Consider the following 21,092-nt stretch of genomic DNA (forward strand, 5'->3'; position numbering starts at 1 on the left):
CGCCGAGCAACTGCGAGTTGCTCCAGCCATCCATCAGGATGTGGTGATGGGTGTAGATCAGGTGATAACGCTGCTCACCCGTGTGCACCAGCACCAGGCGCAGTAACGGCGCGCAGGCCAGGTCGAAGCCCTCCTCGCGTTCGGCATCCGCCAGCGCGTCCAGGGCCTGGCTGGCATCGGCGCGGGCGCTCCAGTCCAGGGAAGCGAACGGCACGCGCACCTGCTTGTGCACCACCTGCACCGGGCGCTCGCTGCCCTGCCAGATAAAACTGCTGCGCAGAATGTCATGGGCATCGACCGCCGCTTGCCAGGCGGCCTCGAAACGCCGTGGGTCGAGGCCTTCGATGTCCAGGCGCATCTGGTTGATGTACTGGCCGCTGCCCGCCTCGTAGAGGCTGTGGAACAACATGCCCTGCTGCATCGGTGCCAGCGGGTAAAGGTCTTCCACGCCGCGCGCCGACAGCGCCAGGCCATCGAGTTGCGCCTGGGTCAGGCCGGCCAGGGGGAAATCCGTCGGCGTCATGCCCTGGTTCGTCGGGTCGCAGCAATGGGCGATCAACAGCGCCAGCTCGCTGGCGTAGTCATCGGCCAATTGCTGGATGGTCGCCGGCTCGAACTGTCGCGGGCTGAACGTCCAGCCCAACCGCAGCGCGCCATCGAATACCTGGCCGTTGAGCGTCAGCCAGTTGCCCAGGGTGGTCAGCGGGCTTTGCTCGTCACCGGCGCTTTCGCTGGCCGGGCTGAACAGCGCGCCTTGGTCCTGATCGAAACTGCCGTCGAACTGACCGAGGTAGTTGAACGTGATGCGCGGCACCGGCAGTGCTTCCAGGGCCGCCCGGCTGGCGTCGTCGCCCAGGTAACGCAGCGCACCGAAACCCACGCCTTTGTCGGGAATCGTCCGCAGCCCCTGCTTGATCGACTTGATCGAGTCCGCCAGTTCGACGGCCGGCGACAACCGCACCGGGAACAGGCTGGTGAACCACCCCACCGTGCGGGTCAGGTCGACATTGGCGAACAGCTCTTCGCGGCCATGGCCTTCGAGCTGCAGCAACAGGCTGTCGTGACCGGTCCAGCGGCAGATCACCCGGGCCAGGGCCGTGAGCAACAGGTCGTTGACCTGGGTGCGATAGGCCGCCGGCGCCTCTTGCAGCAACTGCCGGGTCAAGTGCGCGTCGAGCCGTGTATGAACGGTGACGGCCTCATGGTTTTGCCCGATCGCCTCGGGGTCGAGGCACGGCAGGTCGGTCGGGGCGTCGTGCAGTTGCCCTTGCCAGTAGGCCAATTGCAGCTGCAATTGCGCGCTGCGGGCGTGGGCCTGCAACTGCTCGGCAAACACCTTGACCGAGCTGGTCTTGGCCGGCAGTTGCAGCCGTTGGCCGGCGAGCAACTGCTGGTAGGCGGTTTGCAGGTCGTCGAACAGGATTCGCCACGACACACCGTCCACCGCCAGGTGATGGACCACCAGCAACAGGCGCTGGCTGCCATCGGCCAAGGTCGCCAGGACGCCGCGCAACAGCGGCCCGGCGTGCAGGTCGAGGCTGCGCTGGGCCTGATTGGCGAGGGTTTCCAGCGCGCTGGCATCAGCCACGTCACACTGCCACAGCAAACCGTCGTTCGCCCAAGCTTGCTGTTGCGCCGCCACCTCACGGTGCTCGGCGCGCCAACCTTCGGCGGTTTCACTGAAGGACAAACGCAAGGCGTCGTGGTGCAGCACCAACGCCTGCAAAGCCTGCTCCACCAAAGATGCTTGCAGCGCACTGGCCGGTTGCAACAGCACCGACTGGTTGTAATGGTGACGCTGGGGAATCGCCTCGGCGAAAAACGCCTGTTGAATCGGCAACAGCGGCGTCGACCCTTCGGCCGGCGCCTGATCGATTGCCGACGCTTCCCCACCGACCTGGGCGACACCTGCCAGCGCCTGCACAGTCTGGTGCTGGAACAAGTCTTTAGGGGTAAAGCGGATGCCCGCCTGGCGGGCGCGGCTGACCACTTGGATGGAGACAATCGAGTCGCCGCCCAACTCGAAGAAGTTATCGCTCAAGCCGACCCGCTCGACCTTGAGCACGTCTTGCCAGATCGCCGCGATCTGTTGTTCCAGCTCGCTTCGTGGCGCCACGTAATCCTGCTGGACCTGGCTGGCGTCGGCGGTGGGCAAGGCCTTGCGGTCGAGCTTGCCGTTGGCGGTCAAAGGCCATTGGTCGAGGAACAGCAGGTGCGTCGGCACCATGTAGTCCGGCAGGTCGGCTTTGAGTTGAGTCTTGATCTGCTCGCGTAGGTCGGCTGGGGCTTCGGTGGCGTGGGCCGGGATCACGTAAGCCACCAGTTGCTGGCCGCTCGGCCCTTCCTGGGCCAGCACCAACGCTTCGCGCACCGAAGCCAAGGCGTTCAGGCGCGCTTCGATCTCGCCCAGTTCGATGCGGAAACCGCGGATCTTCACTTGATGGTCAATACGACCGATGTACTCGATCACACCGTCGCTGCGGTACTGCGCCAGGTCGCCGGTGCGGTACAGCCGTGCGCCGCTTTCGCCGAACGGGTCGGGGATGAACCGCAATGCGGTGAGGTCGCCACGATTCAGGTAGCCCCGGGCCAGGCCGGCGCGACCCACGTACAACTCACCGATGCAGCCTTTCGGCACCGGGTTCAAATCGCCGTCCAGCAGATACCACGACAGGTCGGCAATCGGTTCGCCAATCGGGCTGCTGGCGTCCTGTTCCAGGTCCGCTATCGACAGCGGACGGTAGGTCACGTGCACGGTGGTTTCGGTGATGCCGTACATGTTGATCAGTTGCGGCGCCGCATCGCCGAAGCGCTCGAACCAGGGGCGCAGGGACTTGACGTCCAGCGCCTCGCCGCCGAACACCACGTAACGCAAGGCGTTGCTTCGCGAGTCGGCGCAGGCTTCGTGCATCAGTTGCTTGAACGCCGACGGTGTCTGGTTGAGCACCGTCACCCCAGCGTCGCAGAGCAGTTCATGGAACTGCTGCGGTGAGCGGCTGACGTCATACGGCACGATCAGCAACTCACCACCGTGGAGCAGTGCGCCAAAGATTTCCCAGACCGAGAAGTCAAACGCATAGGAATGGAACAGGCTCCAGACATCCTCCGCGCCGAAGTTGAACCAGGGTTCGGTGGCCTCGAACAGGCGCAGCACGTTGCGGTGCGGCAGCAAGGTGCCTTTCGGATTGCCGGTGGAACCGGAGGTGTAGATCACGTAGGCGAGGTTCGCAGCGTCCATCGCCACCTGCGGATCGCTGTCGGTGAAAGCGCTGACGTCGGCGTCCAGCAGCAGCGTCTGCACGCCCTCCGGCACTGGCAACTGATCGACCAGGGCCGCTTGGGTCAGCAGCAAGCGAATGCCGCTGTCCTGCATCATGTAGGCCAGACGATCCTGGGGATACGTCGGGTCCAGCGGCACGTAGGCGCCGCCGGCCTTGAGGATCGCCAGCAAGCCCACCAGCATGTCGAAGCCCCGCTCGGCGGCCAATCCCACCAGCACATCCGGGCCGACGCCGTGGGCGATCAACTGATGGGCGCGGCGGTTGGCCTGGGCGTTGAGTTCACCGTAGGTCAGGGTTTGGGCGTTGCAACGCAACGCGATGGCGTCGGGACGCAAGCGCGCCTGTTCGGCGATGCGCTGATGCAGGCAGGCCTCGCCCGGGAAGCTGCGTGGCGCCGGGTTCCATTGGGTGATGTGTTGCTGGTGCTCGGCGGCCGTCAGCAACGGCAGTTCGCCGATGCGTTGGCCGGGATTGGCGACGATGCCGTGCAGCAAGTTCAGCCAGTGTTCGGCCAGGCGCTGCACGGTGCTGGCGTCGAACAAGTCAGTGGCATAAGTCAGTGCCGCACCCAGTTCACCCTCGGCTTCCAGGGTGTCGAGGGTCAGGTCGAACTGGGCAGTCTGGCTTTCCCATTCCTGGGCCTTGATCACCAGACCGGGCAGCGCCGGCAGTGCCTGGCGAGCCACACTCTGGTGGTTGTACAACACCTGGAACAACGGGCTGTGGCTCAGGTTGCGTTCGGGCCGCAGGGCTTCGACCAGCTGTTCGAACGGCAGGTCCTGATGGGCCTCGGCGCCGATGGCCGCCTGTTTGACCTGCGCCAGCAATTGACTGAAACGCTGCTGCGGATCGACCTCGGCCTTGAGCACCTGGGTGTTGACGAAAAAGCCGATCAGGCCTTCGGTTTCCACCCGGTTGCGGTTGGCGATGGGCACGCCGACACGAATGTCCGACTGGCCGCTGTAGCGGTGCAGCAAGGCTTGGAACGAGGCCAGCAAGACCATGAACAGCGTGCTGCCTTCGCGCTGGGCCAGCTGTCGCAGCTGTTGGCCCAAGGCCGGCGGCAAGTCGATCGCCAGGCGGGCGCCGGCAAAACTCTGCCGGGTCGGGCGCGGCCGGTCGGTGGGCAGCGCCAGCAACGGCTGCTCGCCCCCCAGCACATCGGTCCAGTAGGCCAGTTGCCGTTCCCGCTCACCAGCGTCCATCCACTGACGTTGCCATACTGCGTAATCGGCGTACTGGATCGGCAGCTCGGCCAATGCCAGGGACTCACCCTGGCGGCACGCGGCATAACCCTGCATCAGTTCCTGCACCAGCAATTGCATCGACCAGCCATCGGAGACGATGTGGTGCTGGGTCAGCACCAGCACGTGCTCGTCGGCCGCCACCCGCAGCAGGCCGACCCGCAGCAGCGGGCCGTTTTGCAGGTCGAAGGGCTGGGCGATCTGCTGGCGGACGAAGGCCTGGATCTGTTCATTGCCGCCGTCGAGCATCTGCGGGATTACCACCGGGTTCATCTGTGGGTGAATAACCTGGAACGCTCGCTCATCGACCTGGACGAAGGTGGTACGCAGGCTTTCGTGGCGCCGCACCAGGGCGGCGAAACTCTGCTGCAAAGCCTCCAGGTCCAGGTCGCCCTGAATCCGCAGCGCCGCCGGAATGTGGTACGCCGCGCTGTCGGGCTCCATCTGCCAGAGGAACCACTGGCGTTGCTGGGCGTAGGACAGCGGCAGCGGCGCCTGGTCCCGGGAAAGACGCGGGATGCTCGCGGGCCGTGCCACGTCGCCGTCCCTCAGCGCCGCCACACAAGCCTCAAGGCTGGCGTTCTCGAACAACTGGCGCAGTTGCAGGTTCAGGCCGAGGGCCTGGCGAATGCGCGACACCATCTGCGTCGCCAGCAGCGAGTGGCCGCCCAGTTCGAAGAAGCTATCGCTCAAGCCGACCCGCTCGACCTTGAGCACGTCTTGCCAGATCGCGGCGATCTGTTGTTCCAGTTCACTTCGCGGCGCCACGTAAGCCTGCTGGACCTGGCTGGCGTCGGCGGCGGGCAAGGCCTTGCGGTCGAGCTTGCCGTTGGCGGTCAGTGGCCATTGGTCGAGGAACAACAGGTGCGTCGGCACCATGTAGTCCGGCAGGTCGGCCTTGAGCTGGGTCTTGATCTGCTCGCGTAGGTCGGCTGGAGCTTCGCTGGCGTGGGCCGGGATCACGTAAGCCACCAGTTGCTGGCCGCTCGGCCCTTCCTGGGCCAGCACCAGCGCTTCGCGCACGGAATCCAAGGCATTCAGGCGCGCTTCGATCTCGCCCAGTTCGATGCGGAAACCGCGGATCTTCACTTGATGGTCAATACGACCGATGTACTCGATCACACCGTCGCTGCGGTACTGCGCCAGGTCGCCGGTGCGGTACAGCCGTGCGCCGCTTTCGCCGAACGGGTCGGGGATGAACCGCAATGCGGTGAGGTCGCCACGATTCAGGTAGCCCCGGGCCAGGCCGGCGCGACCCACGTACAACTCACCGATGCAGCCTTTCGGCACCGGGTTCAAATCGCCGTCCAGCAGATACCACGACAGGTCGGCAATCGGTTCGCCAATCGGGCTGCTGGCGTCCTGTTCCAGGTCCGCTATCGACAGCGGACGGTAGGTCACGTGCACGGTGGTTTCGGTGATGCCGTACATGTTGATCAGTTGCGGCGCCGCATCGCCGAAGCGCTCGAACCAGGGGCGCAGGGACTTGACGTCCAGCGCCTCGCCGCCGAACACCACGTAACGCAAGGCGTTGCTTCGCGAGTCGGCGCAGGCTTCGTGCATCAGTTGCTTGAACGCCGACGGTGTCTGGTTGAGCACCGTCACCCCAGCGTCGCAGAGCAGTTCATGGAACTGCTGCGGTGAGCGGCTGACGTCATACGGCACGATCAGCAACTCACCACCGTGGAGCAGTGCGCCAAAGATTTCCCAGACCGAGAAGTCGAACGCGTAGGAATGGAACAGGCTCCAGACATCCTGCGCGCCGAAGTTGAACCAGGGTTCGGTGGCCTCGAACAGGCGCAGCACGTTGTGGTGCGGCAGCAAGGTGCCTTTCGGATTGCCGGTGGAACCGGAGGTGTAGATCACGTAGGCGAGGTTCGCGGCGTCCATCGCTACGTGCGGATCGCTGTCGGCGAAAGCGCTGACGTCGGCGTCCAGCTGCAGCGTCTGCACGGCCTCCGGCACTGGCAACTGATCGACCAGGGCCCCTTGAGTCAGCAGCAAGCGAATGCCGCTGTCCTGCATCATGTAGGCCAGACGATCCTGGGGATACGTCGGGTCCAGCGGCACGTAGGCGCCGCCGGCCTTGAGGATCGCCAGCAGGCCCACCAGCATGTCGAAGCCCCGCTCGACGGCCAATCCCACCCGTACATCCGGGCCGACGCCGTGGGCGATCAACTGATGGGCGCGGCGGTTGGCCTGGGTGTTGAGTTCGCCGTAGGTCAGGGTTTGGGTGTTGAAACGCAACGCGATGGCGTCGGGACGCAAGCGCGCCTGTTCGGCGATGCGCTGATGCAGGCAGGCCTCGCCCGGGAAGCTGCGCGGGGCCGGGTTCCATTGGGTGATGTGTTGCTGGTGCTCGGTGGCCGTCAGCAGCGGCAGTTCACCGATGCGTTGGCCGGGATTGGCAACGATGCCGTGCAGCAAGTTCAGCCAGTGTTCGGCCAGGCGCTGAACGGTGCTGGCGTCGAACAGGTCAGTGGCGTAGCTCAGGGATGCGCCCAGTTCACCGTGGGTTTCGTGGGTGTCGAGGGTCAGGTCGAACTGGGCGGTGTGGGAACTCCAGTCGAGGCTCTCGACCTGCAGCCCCGGCAGTTGCAGGGCCTGGGCCGCGCCGCTGCTCTGGTGGTTGAACATCACTTGGAACAGCGGGCTGTGGCTCGCCTGCCGCTGGGGTGCCAGGGCTTGCACCAACTGCTCGAACGGCAGGTCTTGATGGGCCTGCGCCCCCAGCGAGGCCTGCTTGGCCTGCGCCAGCAATTGTTCGAAAGACAGGTCGCCGCGCACCTGGGCATTGAGCACTTGGGTGTTGACGAAAAATCCGATCAAGCCTTCGGTTTCCGGGCGATTACGGTTGGCCACCGGTACGCCGACACGGATGTCCGATTGGCCGCTGTAGCGGTGCAACAAGGCCTGGAACGACGCCAGCAGGACCATGAACAGCGTCGAGGCTTCGCGCTGGGCCAATTGCTTCAGGCCCTGGGTCAGCCCAGCGTCAACGGTCAGGTCCAGGCGTGCGCCGCGATGGCTCTGTACCGCCGGGCGCGGGCGGTCCGTTGGCAACGGCAGGACTTCTCCGCCCTCCCCCAGCCGTTCGGTCCAATAGGCCAGTTGCCGCTCCAGTTCGCCGGCCTCCATCCATTTGCGCTGCCAGATCGCATAGTCGGCGTACTGGACCGGCAAAGGCGCCAGGGTCGGCGCTTGACCGCTGCGGTGAGCGGCGTAGAGCTGGACCAGATCATTGACCATGATCTGCGCCGACGCACCGTCGCAAATGATGTGGTGCTGGGTCAGCACCAGTACATGATCGTCCGCGGCAAGTTGCAGCAGCTTGACCCGCAGCAGCGGCCCCTGTTGCAGGTCGAACAATCCAGCGATTTCATCATCGATCAGGGCCTTGAGCGCAGCCTCATCCGCCGGCCCCGACACCACCTGGGGTTCGATCGCCAGGCTCAAGTGGGCCTGCACCACTTGTCGGGGGCCCTCCGGGCTGTCGATGAAGACCGTGCGCAGCACGTCGTGACGGGCCAGCAAGGCATCGAAACTGCGTTGCAACGCCGACAGGTCGAGGGCGCCGCGCAGGCGCAGCGCCGTCGGCACGTGGTAGGCCGCGCTGTGGCGGTCCAGTTGCCAAAGGAACCACTGGCGTTCCTGGGCGTAGGACAGGTCGAGCGTCGCGAACTCGTCGCGCATCGCCGGGATCGGCAACGCCGCCAGGCTCATGTGCTTGCTGTGCAGCTTGTGCAGGAACGCTTGCCGTTGGGCGAGCGGTAAACGGATGAATCGCTGAACCAGAGACAGGTTATCGAGCTGAGTCATTCAAAGGGTCTCCAGGTCTGCCAGGAAATCATGCATCTCACTCAGGTCGTCGCTGGAGTGAGGGCTCAGGTGGGCCGCCAGTTGCGCGGCGTAGTCGGCCAGGGACGCGGTGCTGAACAGCAAGTCCAGGGGCACCGCGGCGCCTTGCTGCATTTGCAGGCGCGCCGTCGCTTGCGTCGCCAGCAGGGAATGCCCACCCAGCTCAAAGAAGTTGTCGTCGCGCCCTACTTGCTCGAGCTTGAGCACGTCTTGCCAGATGGCGGCGATGCCCTGCTCCAGCGCGCCCTCGGGCGCCACGTAGGCTCGCAGCAGTTGCTGGGCGTCCGGCAGCGGCAAGGCATTGCGGTCAAGCTTGCCGTTGGGGGTCAAGGGGAAGCGTTCGAGCAACAGCCAGTGCGCCGGCATCATGTAGTCGGGCAGTAAAGGCGCGAGCTGGGCCTTGAGGGCGTCGCGCAGGGCCGTCGGTTCCGCCGTTTCTGGATGCGCGGCGATCAGGTATGCCACCAGCTGCAGGCCGCCCGGCCCTTGTTGCGGCACTACCACCGCTTCGCGGATCGACGCCTGGGCCAGCAGGCAGGCTTCGATTTCCCCCAGTTCGATGCGGAAGCCGCGGATCTTCACTTGGTGATCGACCCGACCGATGTACTCGATCACGCCGTCGCCCCGCTGGCGCGCCAGGTCACCGGTGCGGTACACCCGCGCGCCGTTGCCGAACGGGTCCGGCAGGAAGCGCTCGGCGGTGAGCGCCGCACGGTCGTGGTAACCCCGGGCCAGGCCGTCGCCGCCAATCAACAGTTCGCCGATCAACCCGACCGGGTTCGGCGCGAAATGATCGCCGACGATATGCAGCGACGTGTTGGCAATCGGCCGGCCGAGGTACGGCAGGCGCTGCTCGGCGGTCAAGCGGTAGGCCGCCGACCAGATGGTGGTTTCGGTTGGGCCGTACAGGTTCCAGACTTCACCGGCGACAGCCAGCAACCGCTCCGCCAGGTCCTCGGCCAACGCCTCGCCACCGCACAGGCATTTGCGCCCGGCCAGCAAGGCGGACGCCGGATGGTCGAGCAGCATGCGCCAGGTCGATGGCGTGGCCTGGACCACGCTGACATGCTGCTGGTCGATGGTCTTGAGCAACGCTTCGGGGTCGTGGGCACTCTGCTTGTCCACCAGCACCACGCAGGCACCGCTCAACAACGCGCCATAGAGTTCCAGGCCGAAGATGTCGAACGAGAACGTGGTCAGTGACAGCACCCGATCACTGGCGGCGATACCCGGTTCGCGGACCATGCTGGCGACGAAATTCGCCAGCGCCCCATGCCGCACCATCACGCCCTTGGGTTTGCCAGTGGAACCCGAGGTGTAGATGGCGTAGGCCAAGTGCGCCGCATCCAGGCGCGTCGCCGGCGCGTCGCCGGCATAACCGTCGAGCCAGCCGCCCTCCTGGTCCAACACCAGCGTGTTAACGCAAACTCCTGTGGGAGCGAGCTTGCTCGCGATGAGGCCCCCACCTTCACCATCAATATTGACTGAACCACCGCCATCGCGAGCAAGCTCGCTCCCACAGGACAGCGGTAGCTGGTTGAGCTGCGAACGTTGGGTCAACAGCAGTTCGATGCCGCTGTCTTCGATCATGTGCGCCAAGCGGTCGGCCGGGTACTGCGGGTCGAGCGGCACATAGGCGCCACCGGCCTTCAGGATAGCCAGCAAGGCGACAATCATCTCCACGCCACGCTCCAGGGCGACGCCGACCAATTGATCGGGCCCCACGCCTTGCTCGATCAAGCGATGGGCCAGGCGGTTGGCCCGGACGTTGAGTTCGGCGTAGCTCAGCGCCTGTTCAGCGAACACCAGCGCGGTGGCATCCGGCGTTCGGCGGGCCTGGGCCTCGAACAGCCGATGGACGCAATGCTCATCCGGATAAGCAGCGGCGGTGGCGTTCCAGCCTTGCACCTGCTGGTGGGTTTCACCGCTGTCGAGCAAGCTCAGTTCCCCCAGGGGCCGTTGCGTGCCGTCGGACATTTGCAGCAGCAAGCGCCGCAGATGCACGCCGATCTGCTCGACCGAGGCCGGGGCGAAACTGGCGCACTGGTAGCTGAACTGCACCGCCAGCTCGGCACCGAGGCTGACCAGCAGGGTCAGCGGGTAGTTGGTCTGTTCCAGGTTATCCACGGCACCGAAACGCAAGCCGTCAGGCGCACCGTGCTCCAGGGCTTCGGAAATCGGGTAGTTCTCGAACACCAGGATGTTGTCGAACAACGCTTCGCCGCCCAGCCCGGCCCAACGCTGGATGTCGAACAGCGCCGTGTGCTCGAACTCGCGCAAGGCCAGGTTCTGCGCCTGGACGCTGTGCAGCCAGTCGCCCAGCGCCTGTTCCGGACGCGGGCTGGCGATGACCGGCAAGGTGTTGATGAACAGGCCGATCTGCCCCTCGACGCCCATCAGGTCCGCCGGCCGCCCCGCCACCGTCGCGCCGAACGCCACGCTGGCTTTGCCGGTGTAGCGCTGCAAGAGCAACAGCCAAGCCGCTTGCACCAGGGTATTGACGGTCACTTTGGATTCGCGGGCGAATTCGGCCAGGCGTTGGGTCTGCTGCGCATCCAGTTGCACATGATGATGACCGTACAGGTTCGCCGAGACGTCCTGGGCCGGGCGCGCAAACACCTGGGCCAGGCGCACCGGCTCATCCAGCGTGCGCAATTGTTGCGTCCAGAACTCTTCGCCGAGGCTCGTGTCCTGGCGTTGCAGCCAGGCGATGTAATCGCGATAACGGCCAGCCGGGCGGGCCACGCTGTCGCCGCGGTAGTGCTGCAGCACTTCGCCGAACAACTGCGCGCTGCTCCAGCCATCCATCAGGATGTGATGGTTGGTGTAGACCAGGTGATGCCGATCAGTCGCCGTGCGCACCAGCACCAGGCGCATCAGCGGCGCCTGGGTCAGGTCCACGCCTTGGGCCCGCTCTTCATCGGCGAGGGTTTGCAAGGCACCCTCAATCTCCGTCCGCCCGTTCCAGTCGAGCACACGGAACGGCACCTCGACCTGACGCTGGACGATTTGCACTGGCTGCTCCAGGTCGCCCTGCCAGAAGAACCCGGTACGCAGGATGTCATGGGCATCGACCACCGCTTGCCAGGCGGCGCGAAAACGCTGCGGATCGAGACCGTCGACGTCGAGGCGCATCTGGTTGATGTAGTCGCCGCTGCCCTGCCCGAGCAAGGAATGAAACAGCATGCCTTGCTGCATCGGCGACAACGGGTAGAGGTCGTCGATGGCTTGGGGGGCTGGGACCAGCGTATCCAGTTGCGCCTGGGTCAGCCGCGCCAACGGGAAATCCGACGGCGTCACGCCCCGGCGGTGACTGTCGCAGCAATGGGCGATGAGCGCAGTGAGCTCTTGCAGATAGTCATCCGCCAGGCGCTGGATGGTCGCGGTATTGAACAGCTCGCCGCTGAAGGTCCAGCTCAAGTCCAGCTCGCCGCCAAACACTTGGCCGTCGAGGGCTAGCGGGCTGCCCAACGGGCCTTGCAGGTTCACTTCCTCGCCGCCGCGCTCTGTGGTCGGGACGAACAAGGCATCGGCGGCCGTATCGAAACTGCCGTCGAACTGGCCGAGGTAGTTGAACGTCAGTTGCGGTTTCGGCAAGGCTTGCAGGGTTTGACGTGCGGCGTCATCGCCCAGGTGCGCCAAGGCCCCGAAGCCAATGCCCTTGTTGGGGATGGCCCGCAGTTGTTCCTTGATCTGCTTCAGCGAGGCGCCAAGGTCATCCGCTACCGGCGTCAATCGGGCCGGGAACAGGCTGGTGAACCAGCCGACCGTGCGGGTCAGGTCGATGTGCTCGAACAGCTCTTCACGGCCATGGCCTTCAAGTTGCAGCAGCACACTGTCAGCGCCGGTCCAGCGCACCATCACCCGCGCCAGGGCGGTGAGTAGCAGGTCATTGACCTGGGTGCGATAGGCCGCCGGAGCCTCCTGCAACAGTTGTCGAGTGAGGGTCTTGTCCAGTGAAGAGCGAATGGTCAAGGCTTGGCGATGCTGCCGTCCGCCCTGGGGATTGTCCCATGGCAACGCCGTGGAGGTGCCTTGCAATTGCTGCTGCCAGAAGCCCAGCTCGGCCTGCAGGGCTGCGCTGCTGGCGTAGCCCTGCAACGCTTCGGTCCAGGCCTTGATCGCGCTGGTCTTGGCTGGCAGTTGCACGGTTATTCCTGCAAGCCCCTGCCGATAAGCCATTTGCAGGTCTTCGACGAGGATCCGCCAGGACACCCCGTCGATCACCAGGTGATGCACGATCAGCAACAGACGCTGGGTGCCATCGGCGAGGTTTGCCAGCACCGCACGGATCAGCGTGCCGCCGTCCAGTTGCAGGCTGCGCTGGGCCTGGTCGCCCAAGGCTTGCAGCTCGACAAGATCGGCGACTTCGGCGTGCCAGACAATGCCGTCAGCAACCCCGTCACGGTAGCGCGCCGTCCAGCCGTCAGCCTGCTCGGTGAAGGCCAGGCGCAGGCTGTCGTGGTGCACGACCAGCGCACCCAAGGCCCGCTCCAATGCCTGGGGATCGAGGGCCTGGGTCGGCTTGAGCATCACCGACTGGTTCCAGTGATGGCGGTCGGGGATCGGCTGGGTAAAGAACCATTGATGAATCGGCAGCAATGCGGTTTCACCGGTCGCGGGTTGCTGGTCGATCAATTGCAGCGGCGCGCCCGTCTGTGCCACGGCGGCCAGCGCCTCGATGGTCTGGTGCTGGAACAGGTCCTTCGGCGTGAAGTGGATACCGACCAGCCGCGCGCGGCTGACCACCTGGATCGAGACGATGGAATCGCCGCCCAGTTCGAAGAAGTTGTCCCCCAGGCCCACGCGTTCAAGCTTGAGCACGTCCTGCCAGATCGACACCAGTTGCTGTTCCAGCGCGCTGCGCGGGGCCACGTAGGATTGCTGCAATTGGCTGACGTCGGGTTTGGGCAAGTTCTTGCGGTCGAGCTTGCCATTGGGGGTCAGCGGTAGGCGGTCGAGCAGCAGCAGATAGGCCGGGACCATGTGTGCCGGCAGGGTCGCCTTGAGTTGGTCACGCAAGTGCTCGGCGAAATCCTTTTGCACAGTTTCATTGGCAACCACATAGGCCACCAGGCGCTTGCCGCTGCCAGCAGTCCCTTCCTGGGCCACGACCACCGCTTCGCGCACCCCGTCGAGGGCTTGCAGGCTGGCTTCGACTTCGCCCAGCTCGATGCGAAAGCCACGGATCTTCACCTGGTTGTCGATGCGATCCAGGTAATCGAAAGTGCCATCGGTGCGTTGGCGCACCAGGTCGCCGGTGCGGTAGAGCAAGCCGCCGCCCGTGCTGAACGGGTCGGCAACAAAGCGCTCGGCCGTCAGGCCCGGACGGTTCAGGTACCCCCGCGCCAGGCCGGTGCCGCCCAGGTACAGCTCACCCGCCATGCCTTGGGGCAGCAGGTTCAAGTCGGCGTCGAGCACGTAGGCGCTGCGGTCGCCGATGCGGCTGCCGATGGGCGCATACGCGGCGCCACACGCCACGTCGCGGCCAGCCTTCCAGATCAGCGGGGTGACCACGGTTTCGGTCGGGCCGTAGCCGTTGATGATGAAGTCCGGATCGAGGGCACGCTTGACCCGTTCGAAGCTGGCATTGGGCACCGCATCGCCGCCAAAGCAATAGATGCGCACCTTCGGCGGGTTGCCTTCGCGTTCGGCGTGTTCGGCCAGTTGCTGCAGGTACACCGGCGGGAACGCCACCACCGTCACGCCGTGCTCGCCCATGGCGTTGTAGGTCTGTTCCGGGGTCCACAGGCTGTCATCGCGAATCAGCAGCGAGGCGCCGTGGGTCAGGCTGGTGAGCCAGCGCTCGTGGGCACCGTCGAAGGCGAAGGACATGAAATGGAATTCGCAATCACTGTCGCGCATCTCGTAGCGCTCGCCGATGGCCTGGCAGTGCATCGCCAGCGGACCGTGGGCCACGCTCACGCCTTTGGGGTTGCCGGTGGAGCCGGAGGTGTAGATCACGTAGGCGAGGTTCTGCGGATCGACGCTGACCGAAGGTGCATCCGCCGATTGCAGGTTCACGTCAAGGCGATCGAGTTCCAGCACCTGGTCGGCGCGTTCCAAGGGCAACTGCGCCGACACCCGGGAGTCTGTGAGCAACAGCGCCAGCCCGGAATCCTCGATCAGGTACGCCAGGCGTTCCCGTGGGTAGCTGGTGTCCAGCGGCACATAGGCGCCGCCGGCCTTGAGCACCGCCAGCAGCGCGACGATCACCCCCTCGCTGCGCGGCAGGGCCACGCCAACGCGGGTTTCCGGCCCCACGCCCAGTTCGATGAGCTTGTGGGCCAGGCGGTTGGCGCAACGGTCGATGTCGCCATAGCTGAAACGCTGGCCGTCGAAGATCACTGCCGTGGCGTGGGGCTTGTGCGCCGCCAGATCGGCAATGCGTTGATGTACGGGGATGTCGGTCGGGTACGGCTGCGGATGATTGGCGGCCTGTTGCCGGGCCTGTTCCTCGGCGCTGACCAGGGCGATTTGCCCAAGATGGCGCACGGGCGATTCGGCGAAGCGCTCCAACAGCTGCAACAGATGCGCGCCGATGCCTTCGATGGCCGCTTGGCTGAAATGCGCCCGGTCGAAGCTGTAGTGCAGCGCCAGGGTCTGGCCGAGGGTCACGGCCACACTCAATGGGTAATGGGTTTGCTCCAGGTGGCTGACGTCGCCAAACACTGCGCCCTGTCCGGCACCTTCTGCCAGGGCCTGGGCAATCGGGTAGTTCTCGAAGACCAGGATGTTGTCGAACAGCGCCTCGCCGCCCTGCCCGGCCCAGCGCTGGATATCCGCCAACGGTGTGTGCTCAAACTCCCGCAGGCTGAGGTTCTGCGCCTGCACGGCTTGCAGCCAGGCACCGACCGTTTGGTCCGGACGCGGCGCGGCGATCACCGGCAAGGTGTTGATGAACAGCCCAACCTGTTGCTCGATGCCCGGCAGATCCGCCGGACGCCCGGCCACGGTGGCACCGAAGGCCACGCTGTCATGGCCGGTGTAGCGTTGCAGCAGCAACAGCCACGCCGCTTGCACCAAGGTGTTGAGGGTGACTTTCTGTTGGCGGGCGAACTGTTCCAGGGCCTGGGTACGGGTCGCGTCCAGGGTCTGGAAGTGATCGCCATGGCCGCTGTGGATTTCACTGGCAGACATGACGCGCGCCAATCGGGTTGGTTCTTGCAGGGTGGCCAACTGGCCGGTCCAGAACGTCTCGCCCAGTTGCGCGTCCTGGCGTTGCAGCCAGGCGATGTAGTCGCGATAACGCCCGACATTGGCCTTGGGCAGGCGACCGCTGTAGCGCTGCAGCACTTCGCCGAGCAGTTGGGCGTTGCTCCAGCCGTCCATCAGGATGTGGTGATGGGTGTAGATCAGGTGCCAGCCCTCGGCCTCGGTCTGCACCAGCACCAGGCGCAGCAACGGCGCCTGGGCCAGGTCGAAACCCGCGCGGCGCTCGGCGTCGGCACGCTCATTCAGGGCATCGGCGAGGTGATCGCGCCCACGCCAATCGAGGAGCGTGAATGGCAATTCAACCTGGCGACGGACGATCTGCAACGGCTGCTCGAGGTCGCCCTGCCAGACAAAGCCGCTGCGCAAGCTATCGTGAGCATCGAGGGTGGCCTGCCAGGCCTCGGCGAAGCGCTGTGCATCGATGCCTTGGACGTCCACCCGCAACTGGTTGATGTATTCCCCCGCTGCCTGCTCGTACAAGGTGTGGAACAGCAAGCCCTGCTGCATCGGTGACAACGGATAGAGATCGTCGAGCTGCCCGGCGGCCACCGGCAGGCTGTCGAGTTGCGCCTGGCTGATGCGCGCCAGGGGGAAGTCCGAGGGCGTGGCCTGGGGCGCTTCCAGCGCGCAGCAATGCTCGATCAACGCCCTCAGTTCGGCGAGGTAGTCAGCGGCCAGGGCCTCGATGGTCTGCTGCTTGAACATCCGCTCGCTGAACCCCCAGTTCAGGGACAGCTCGCCGCCGTAGACCTGGCCTTCCACCGTCAACCAGTTTGCCAGCGGCGCCCGGGCATGCTGCGCCGCGCCACTGCCTTCGCTGGACGGCACGAACAGCGCGCCGTCATCGAACTGCCGGTCGAACTGGCCCAGGTAGTTGAAGGTGATGCGCGGCACCGGCAAGGCCGCCAGTTCGGCACGCACTTCAGGTTCGCCCCAATAGCGCAGCACGCCGTAGCCCAGCCCCTTGTCCGGCACGGCGCGCAGCTGTTCCTTGATGGCCTTGACCGATGCACTCAACGCCGGCGCCGGGCTGAGGCTGATCGGGAACAGGCTGGTGAACCAACCGACGGTGCGGGTCAGGTCAATGCTCTCGAACAGCTCTTCACGGCCATGGCCTTCGAGCTGGATCAGCGTGCTGTCCTGGCCGGTCCAACGGCACACCGTACGGGCCAGGGCCGTCAGCAGCAGGTCATTGACCTGGGTGCGGTAGGCCTTGGGCGCCTGTTGCAGCAGTTGGCGGGTCTGTTCGGCGTCCAGCCGCACTTGCACCTTGCGCTCGTCACGGACCTCCAGCAGCCGCTCGGGGTAGTCGCACGGCAAGCCGTTGCCGGCCGGTGCATGACCCTGGGCGCGCCAGTAATCGAGACTGCCCATGAAGCCATCGAGATGCCCGTGCAGTTGCTCGGCCCATTGTCCATAAGCGCTGGTCTTGGCCGGCACCTGGATCGGCCGACCGGCCCGCAATTGGCGGTAGAACTGTTGCAGATCGTCCAGCAGCACGCGCCAGGAAACACCGTCTACCACCAAGTGATGGATCGCCAGCAACAAGCGCTGGCTGCCATCGGCCATGTCCACCAGCAAGGCCCGCAGCAGCGGTCCGTCTTCCAGGTCGAGGCTGCGCTGGGCGTCGTCGCACAGGGCGTTGAGCTGTTCGACCGACGTCGCCGGGCGCTGCCACAACAGGCTGGCCGGCGACGGCTCGGCATAGGCTTGTTGCCAGTGGCCGTTCACTTGGGTAAAGCGCAGGCGCAGGCTGTCATGGTGCTCAGCCAGACGGGCCAGGGCCGACGCCAATGCCACGGCATCAAGGTGTTCGCCAGGCACCAGCAACAGCGACTGGTTCCAGTGCTGGCGCTCGGGGATGTCACGCTCGAAGAACCACTGCTGCACCGGCGTCAACGGCACCGCGCCGCGCGCCAGCCCCTGGTCGACCGCATGACTGTCGCCCTGGCGCGCGACCAGCGCCAGGCTGCGCAGGGTCTGGTGCTGGAACAGCGCCTTGGGATTGAGCACGATCCCGGCCTGCCGCGCCCGGCTGACCACTTGCATGGAGACGATGGAATCGCCGCCCAGTTCGAAGAAGTTGTCTTCCAGGCCGATGCTGTCGAGGTTCAGCACGTCCTGCCAGATCGCCGCCAGGGCTTTTTCCATCGGGCTATGGGGCGCGACGAATTCACGTTGCTGCTCACTGCCATCAATGGCCGGCAACGCCTTGCGGTCGAGCTTGCCGTTAGGGGTCAGCGGCAGTTCTGCGAGGAATATCAGGTAGGTCGGCACCATGTAGTCCGGCAGGTGTTCACGCAAAGCAGCCTTGAGGGTTTCGCGCAACCGTACCTGGGCGTCGGCCTCCCTCAGCACCGCGGCCTCGCTCGGGACGATGAAGGCCACCAGTTGTTGGCCATGCTCGCCGTCCTGGGCCAGCACCGCCAGTTCGCGCACCTGGGGTTGTTGCAGCAGGCGCGCCTCGATTTCCCCCAGTTCGATACGGAAGCCGCGGACCTTGACCTGATGATCGATACGGCCAACGTACTGCAAGGCGCCGTCGGCCTGGTAACGGGTCAGGTCACCGGTGCGGTACAAGCGTTCGCCGTGGGTGGAGAACGGGTTGGGCACATACTTTTCGGCGGTCATCGCGGCCTGGCCGAGGTAACCCCGGGTGATGCCCGCGCCGCTCAGGTACAACTCCGCCGAGACGCCTTGGGGCACCGGTTGCAGGTCAGCGTCGAGCAGATAGCTGGCGGTGTGCTTGAGGGGCCGGCCGATGTTCGCCGTGCCGCCGGCGGTGCGGCGGGTCCAGGTGGAATAGGTGGTGTCTTCCGAGGGGCCATAAAGATCGTACACATGCTCAACGCCACCCAACTGTGGGAGCGAGCTTGCTCGCGATGGCGCTCTGTCAGTTGACCCATCAGTGATTGGCACACCGCTATCGCGAGCAAGCTCGCTCCCACCGGTCGGGTGTTGGTAGAGGGTATCCACCAGGCTTTGCTTGAGCGGCTCACCGGCCAGGTTGATGATGCGTACGCTGGCCGGGATCTCACCGCTGCGCTGCAACGCGGCAATCGCCGAGGGCACGGTGTTGATCAGGCGCACCTGGTCCCGGGCCGGCAGTTGCGGCAACTCCAAGGCGTTACGGGCGATGATCAGCGAGCCGCCGTTGGCCAGGGTCACGAACAGTTCCCACACCGACAAATCGAAGCACACCGACGTGGAGGCGAGTACACCCTGGATGTCGTCGCGGCTGTAGACCGATCGGGACCAGTCGATCAGCGCCAGCACGTTGCGATGGGCAATCGCCACGCCCTTGGGCTTGCCGGTGGAACCGGAGGTGTAGATCACATACGCGAGGTTGTCCGGCATGACCTGGGCTGTCGGGGCACTGAGTGGGTACTGCCCCAGCTCGATCCGATCCAGCATCAGCACGGCGGTCTCAGCCGGCACGTTCAGCGACGCCGCCACCACCTGCTCCGTCAGCAAGACCCGGGCTCGGCTGTCGTCGAGCATGTAGGCCACGCGCTCGGCCGGGTAGTCCGGGTCCAACGGCACGTAGGCGCCACCGGCCTTGAGCACTGCCAGCAAGGCGATCAGCAGGTGTTCGGAGCGCGGCATCGCCACGCCGACGCGGACTTCCGGGCCTACGCCCAGTTCAATGAGCTTGTGGGCCAGCCGATTGGCGCGGCCGTCGAGCTCACTGTAGGTCAGGCACGTGTTGGCGAAGGTGACGGCCAAGGCATCCGGCGTGGCCTCGGCCTGGCGGGTGATCATCTGGTGGATGCACAGCGCCTGGTCGAACGGCGCGTCCACCGGGTTCCAATCATGGATCAAGCGCTGATATTCATCGGCTTCCAGCAGCGGCAACTCGCCGACGAGCGCGCGGTTGTCGTCGACCATGCCTTGCAGCAACCGCGTCCAGTGCCGGGCCATGCGCTCGACCGTCGCGGCGTCGAACAGATCGTTGGCGTAGGTCAGTGCCGCATGCAGCTTGCCGGCCTTCTCCCAGGTGTCGAGGGTCAAGTCGAATTGCGTGGTGCGGCCCTGCCATTCCAACATCGACAACTCCAGCCCCGAAGCCGTGCGGATACTGGCGATGTCGGCCACTTGCGGCTGGTGGTTGTACATCACTTGGAACAGCGGGGTATGGCTGAGGCTGCGTTCCAGTTTCAGGGCTTCCACCAACCGTTCGAAGGGCAAGTCCTGATGGGCCTGGGCGCCGAGGGCGGCTTCCTTGACCGTGCGCAGCAACTCATCGACCCGGGTCTGGCCGCCGAGCTCGGTACGCAACACCTGGGTGTTGACGAAAAAGCCGATCAGCCCTTCGGTTTCGGCGCGGTTGCGGTTGGCGATGGGTACACCGACGCGGATATCGGTGTGGCCGGTGTAGCGATGCAGCAGCACGTTGAACGCGCCGAGCAGGAGCATGAACAAGGTGACGCCATGCTGCTGGGCGGTGGTGCGCAGTTGCTCGGCCAGTGCCGGCTCCACGGCGAACTCAAAGCGCGTGCCGCGATAGCTGGGCATCGCCGGGCGCGGGTGATCGATAGGCAGTTCCAGCACGGGATGCTCATCGCCCAGTTGCGCCTGCCAATAGTCGAGTTGACGAGCCTGTTCACCGGCTTCCAGCCAGCGGCGCTGCCACAGGGCATAGTCGCTGTACTGGATCGGCAAGTCGGCCAGTTGTGGTTCCACCCCCGCTTCATGGGCGTCGTAGCAGCGAATGAATTCGTCGATCAGCACGTTCATCGACCAGCCGTCTGAGACGATGTGGTGCAAGGTCAGCAGCAGCACGTGCTCTTGATCATCGAGCTTGAGCAGTTCGACCCGCAGCAACGGGCCGCTGGACAGGTCGAAAGGCTGCAGCGATTGGGCTTCGGCGGCCTGGCGCACCGCCTGCTCGCGCTCGGCAACCGGCAAGGCGCTGAAGTCCTTGTGCCCGATCACCAGTGCGGCGCTGGAGGGCACTTGCAGGAGGCTGTCGTCGGCCTGGCGCTGGAACACCGTGCGCAGGGTTTCATGACGGGCCACCAGGCTGGCGAAGGCTTGCTCCAGCGCCGGCAGGCTCAACGCGCCCTTGAGCCGCACCGCCCCGGGCAGGTTGTAGGCGCCACTGTCCGGCTCCAGTTGCCAGAGAAACCACATGCGCTGCTGGGCATAGGACAACGCCTGGCGGTCCTCGGCCTCGACGCCCTGGGGAATGGGAAACCCGCTGAACTCCACGCCCTCCTTGGCCAACGCGGCCAGGAACATCCGGCGCTTTTCCAGGGGCAACCCGATAAACCGGCGAGCAAGTTTCAAGGCGTCTTCAGCATTCATTTCTGGGGTATCCGGAATCAGTGGGCACAAGGCACAAAGGCAAGTCGTCCCTATGAAACGAATGCAAACCGGAAAAATTAGCGCTTGGGAACAAGTGTCAGAAAGGAAGAAACCCGTGGCGAGGGAGCTTGCTCCCGCTCGGCTGCGCAGCAGTCGTAAACCGGCTGATGCGGTCTGTCTGGACTAC

General features: G+C 65.2%; 2 protein-coding genes (1 of these 2 cut by a window edge). Both read right to left on the reverse strand.

Annotated features, from left to right (window positions below; genetic code table 11):
• A protein-coding gene (locus J3P85_RS20295; RefSeq protein ID WP_434703205.1) for a non-ribosomal peptide synthase/polyketide synthase crosses the window boundary here: on the reverse strand, positions 1-8,344 show its 5' portion. 2,744 nt of this gene lie to the left of the window's left edge; 8,344 of the gene's 11,088 nt are visible here — the first part of the coding sequence; the start codon lies at positions 8,342-8,344; its stop codon lies beyond the left edge, outside the window.
• Entirely contained in the window at positions 8,345-20,905 is a 12,561-nt protein-coding gene (locus J3P85_RS20300) for a non-ribosomal peptide synthase/polyketide synthase (RefSeq protein WP_434703206.1), read from the reverse strand.
• Between the last annotated feature and the right edge of the window lie 187 nt (positions 20,906-21,092).

The organism is Pseudomonas sp. Z1-12 (assembly GCF_051132015.1).
Lineage (GTDB): Bacteria > Pseudomonadota > Gammaproteobacteria > Pseudomonadales > Pseudomonadaceae > Aquipseudomonas > Aquipseudomonas zanjanensis.

Bases quoted from the DNA above. Each gene is read 5' to 3' on its own strand.
- J3P85_RS20300 (WP_434703206.1), bottom strand. From the start codon at position 20,905: ATGAATGCTGAAGACGCCTTGAAACTTGCTCGCCGGTTTATCGGGTTG.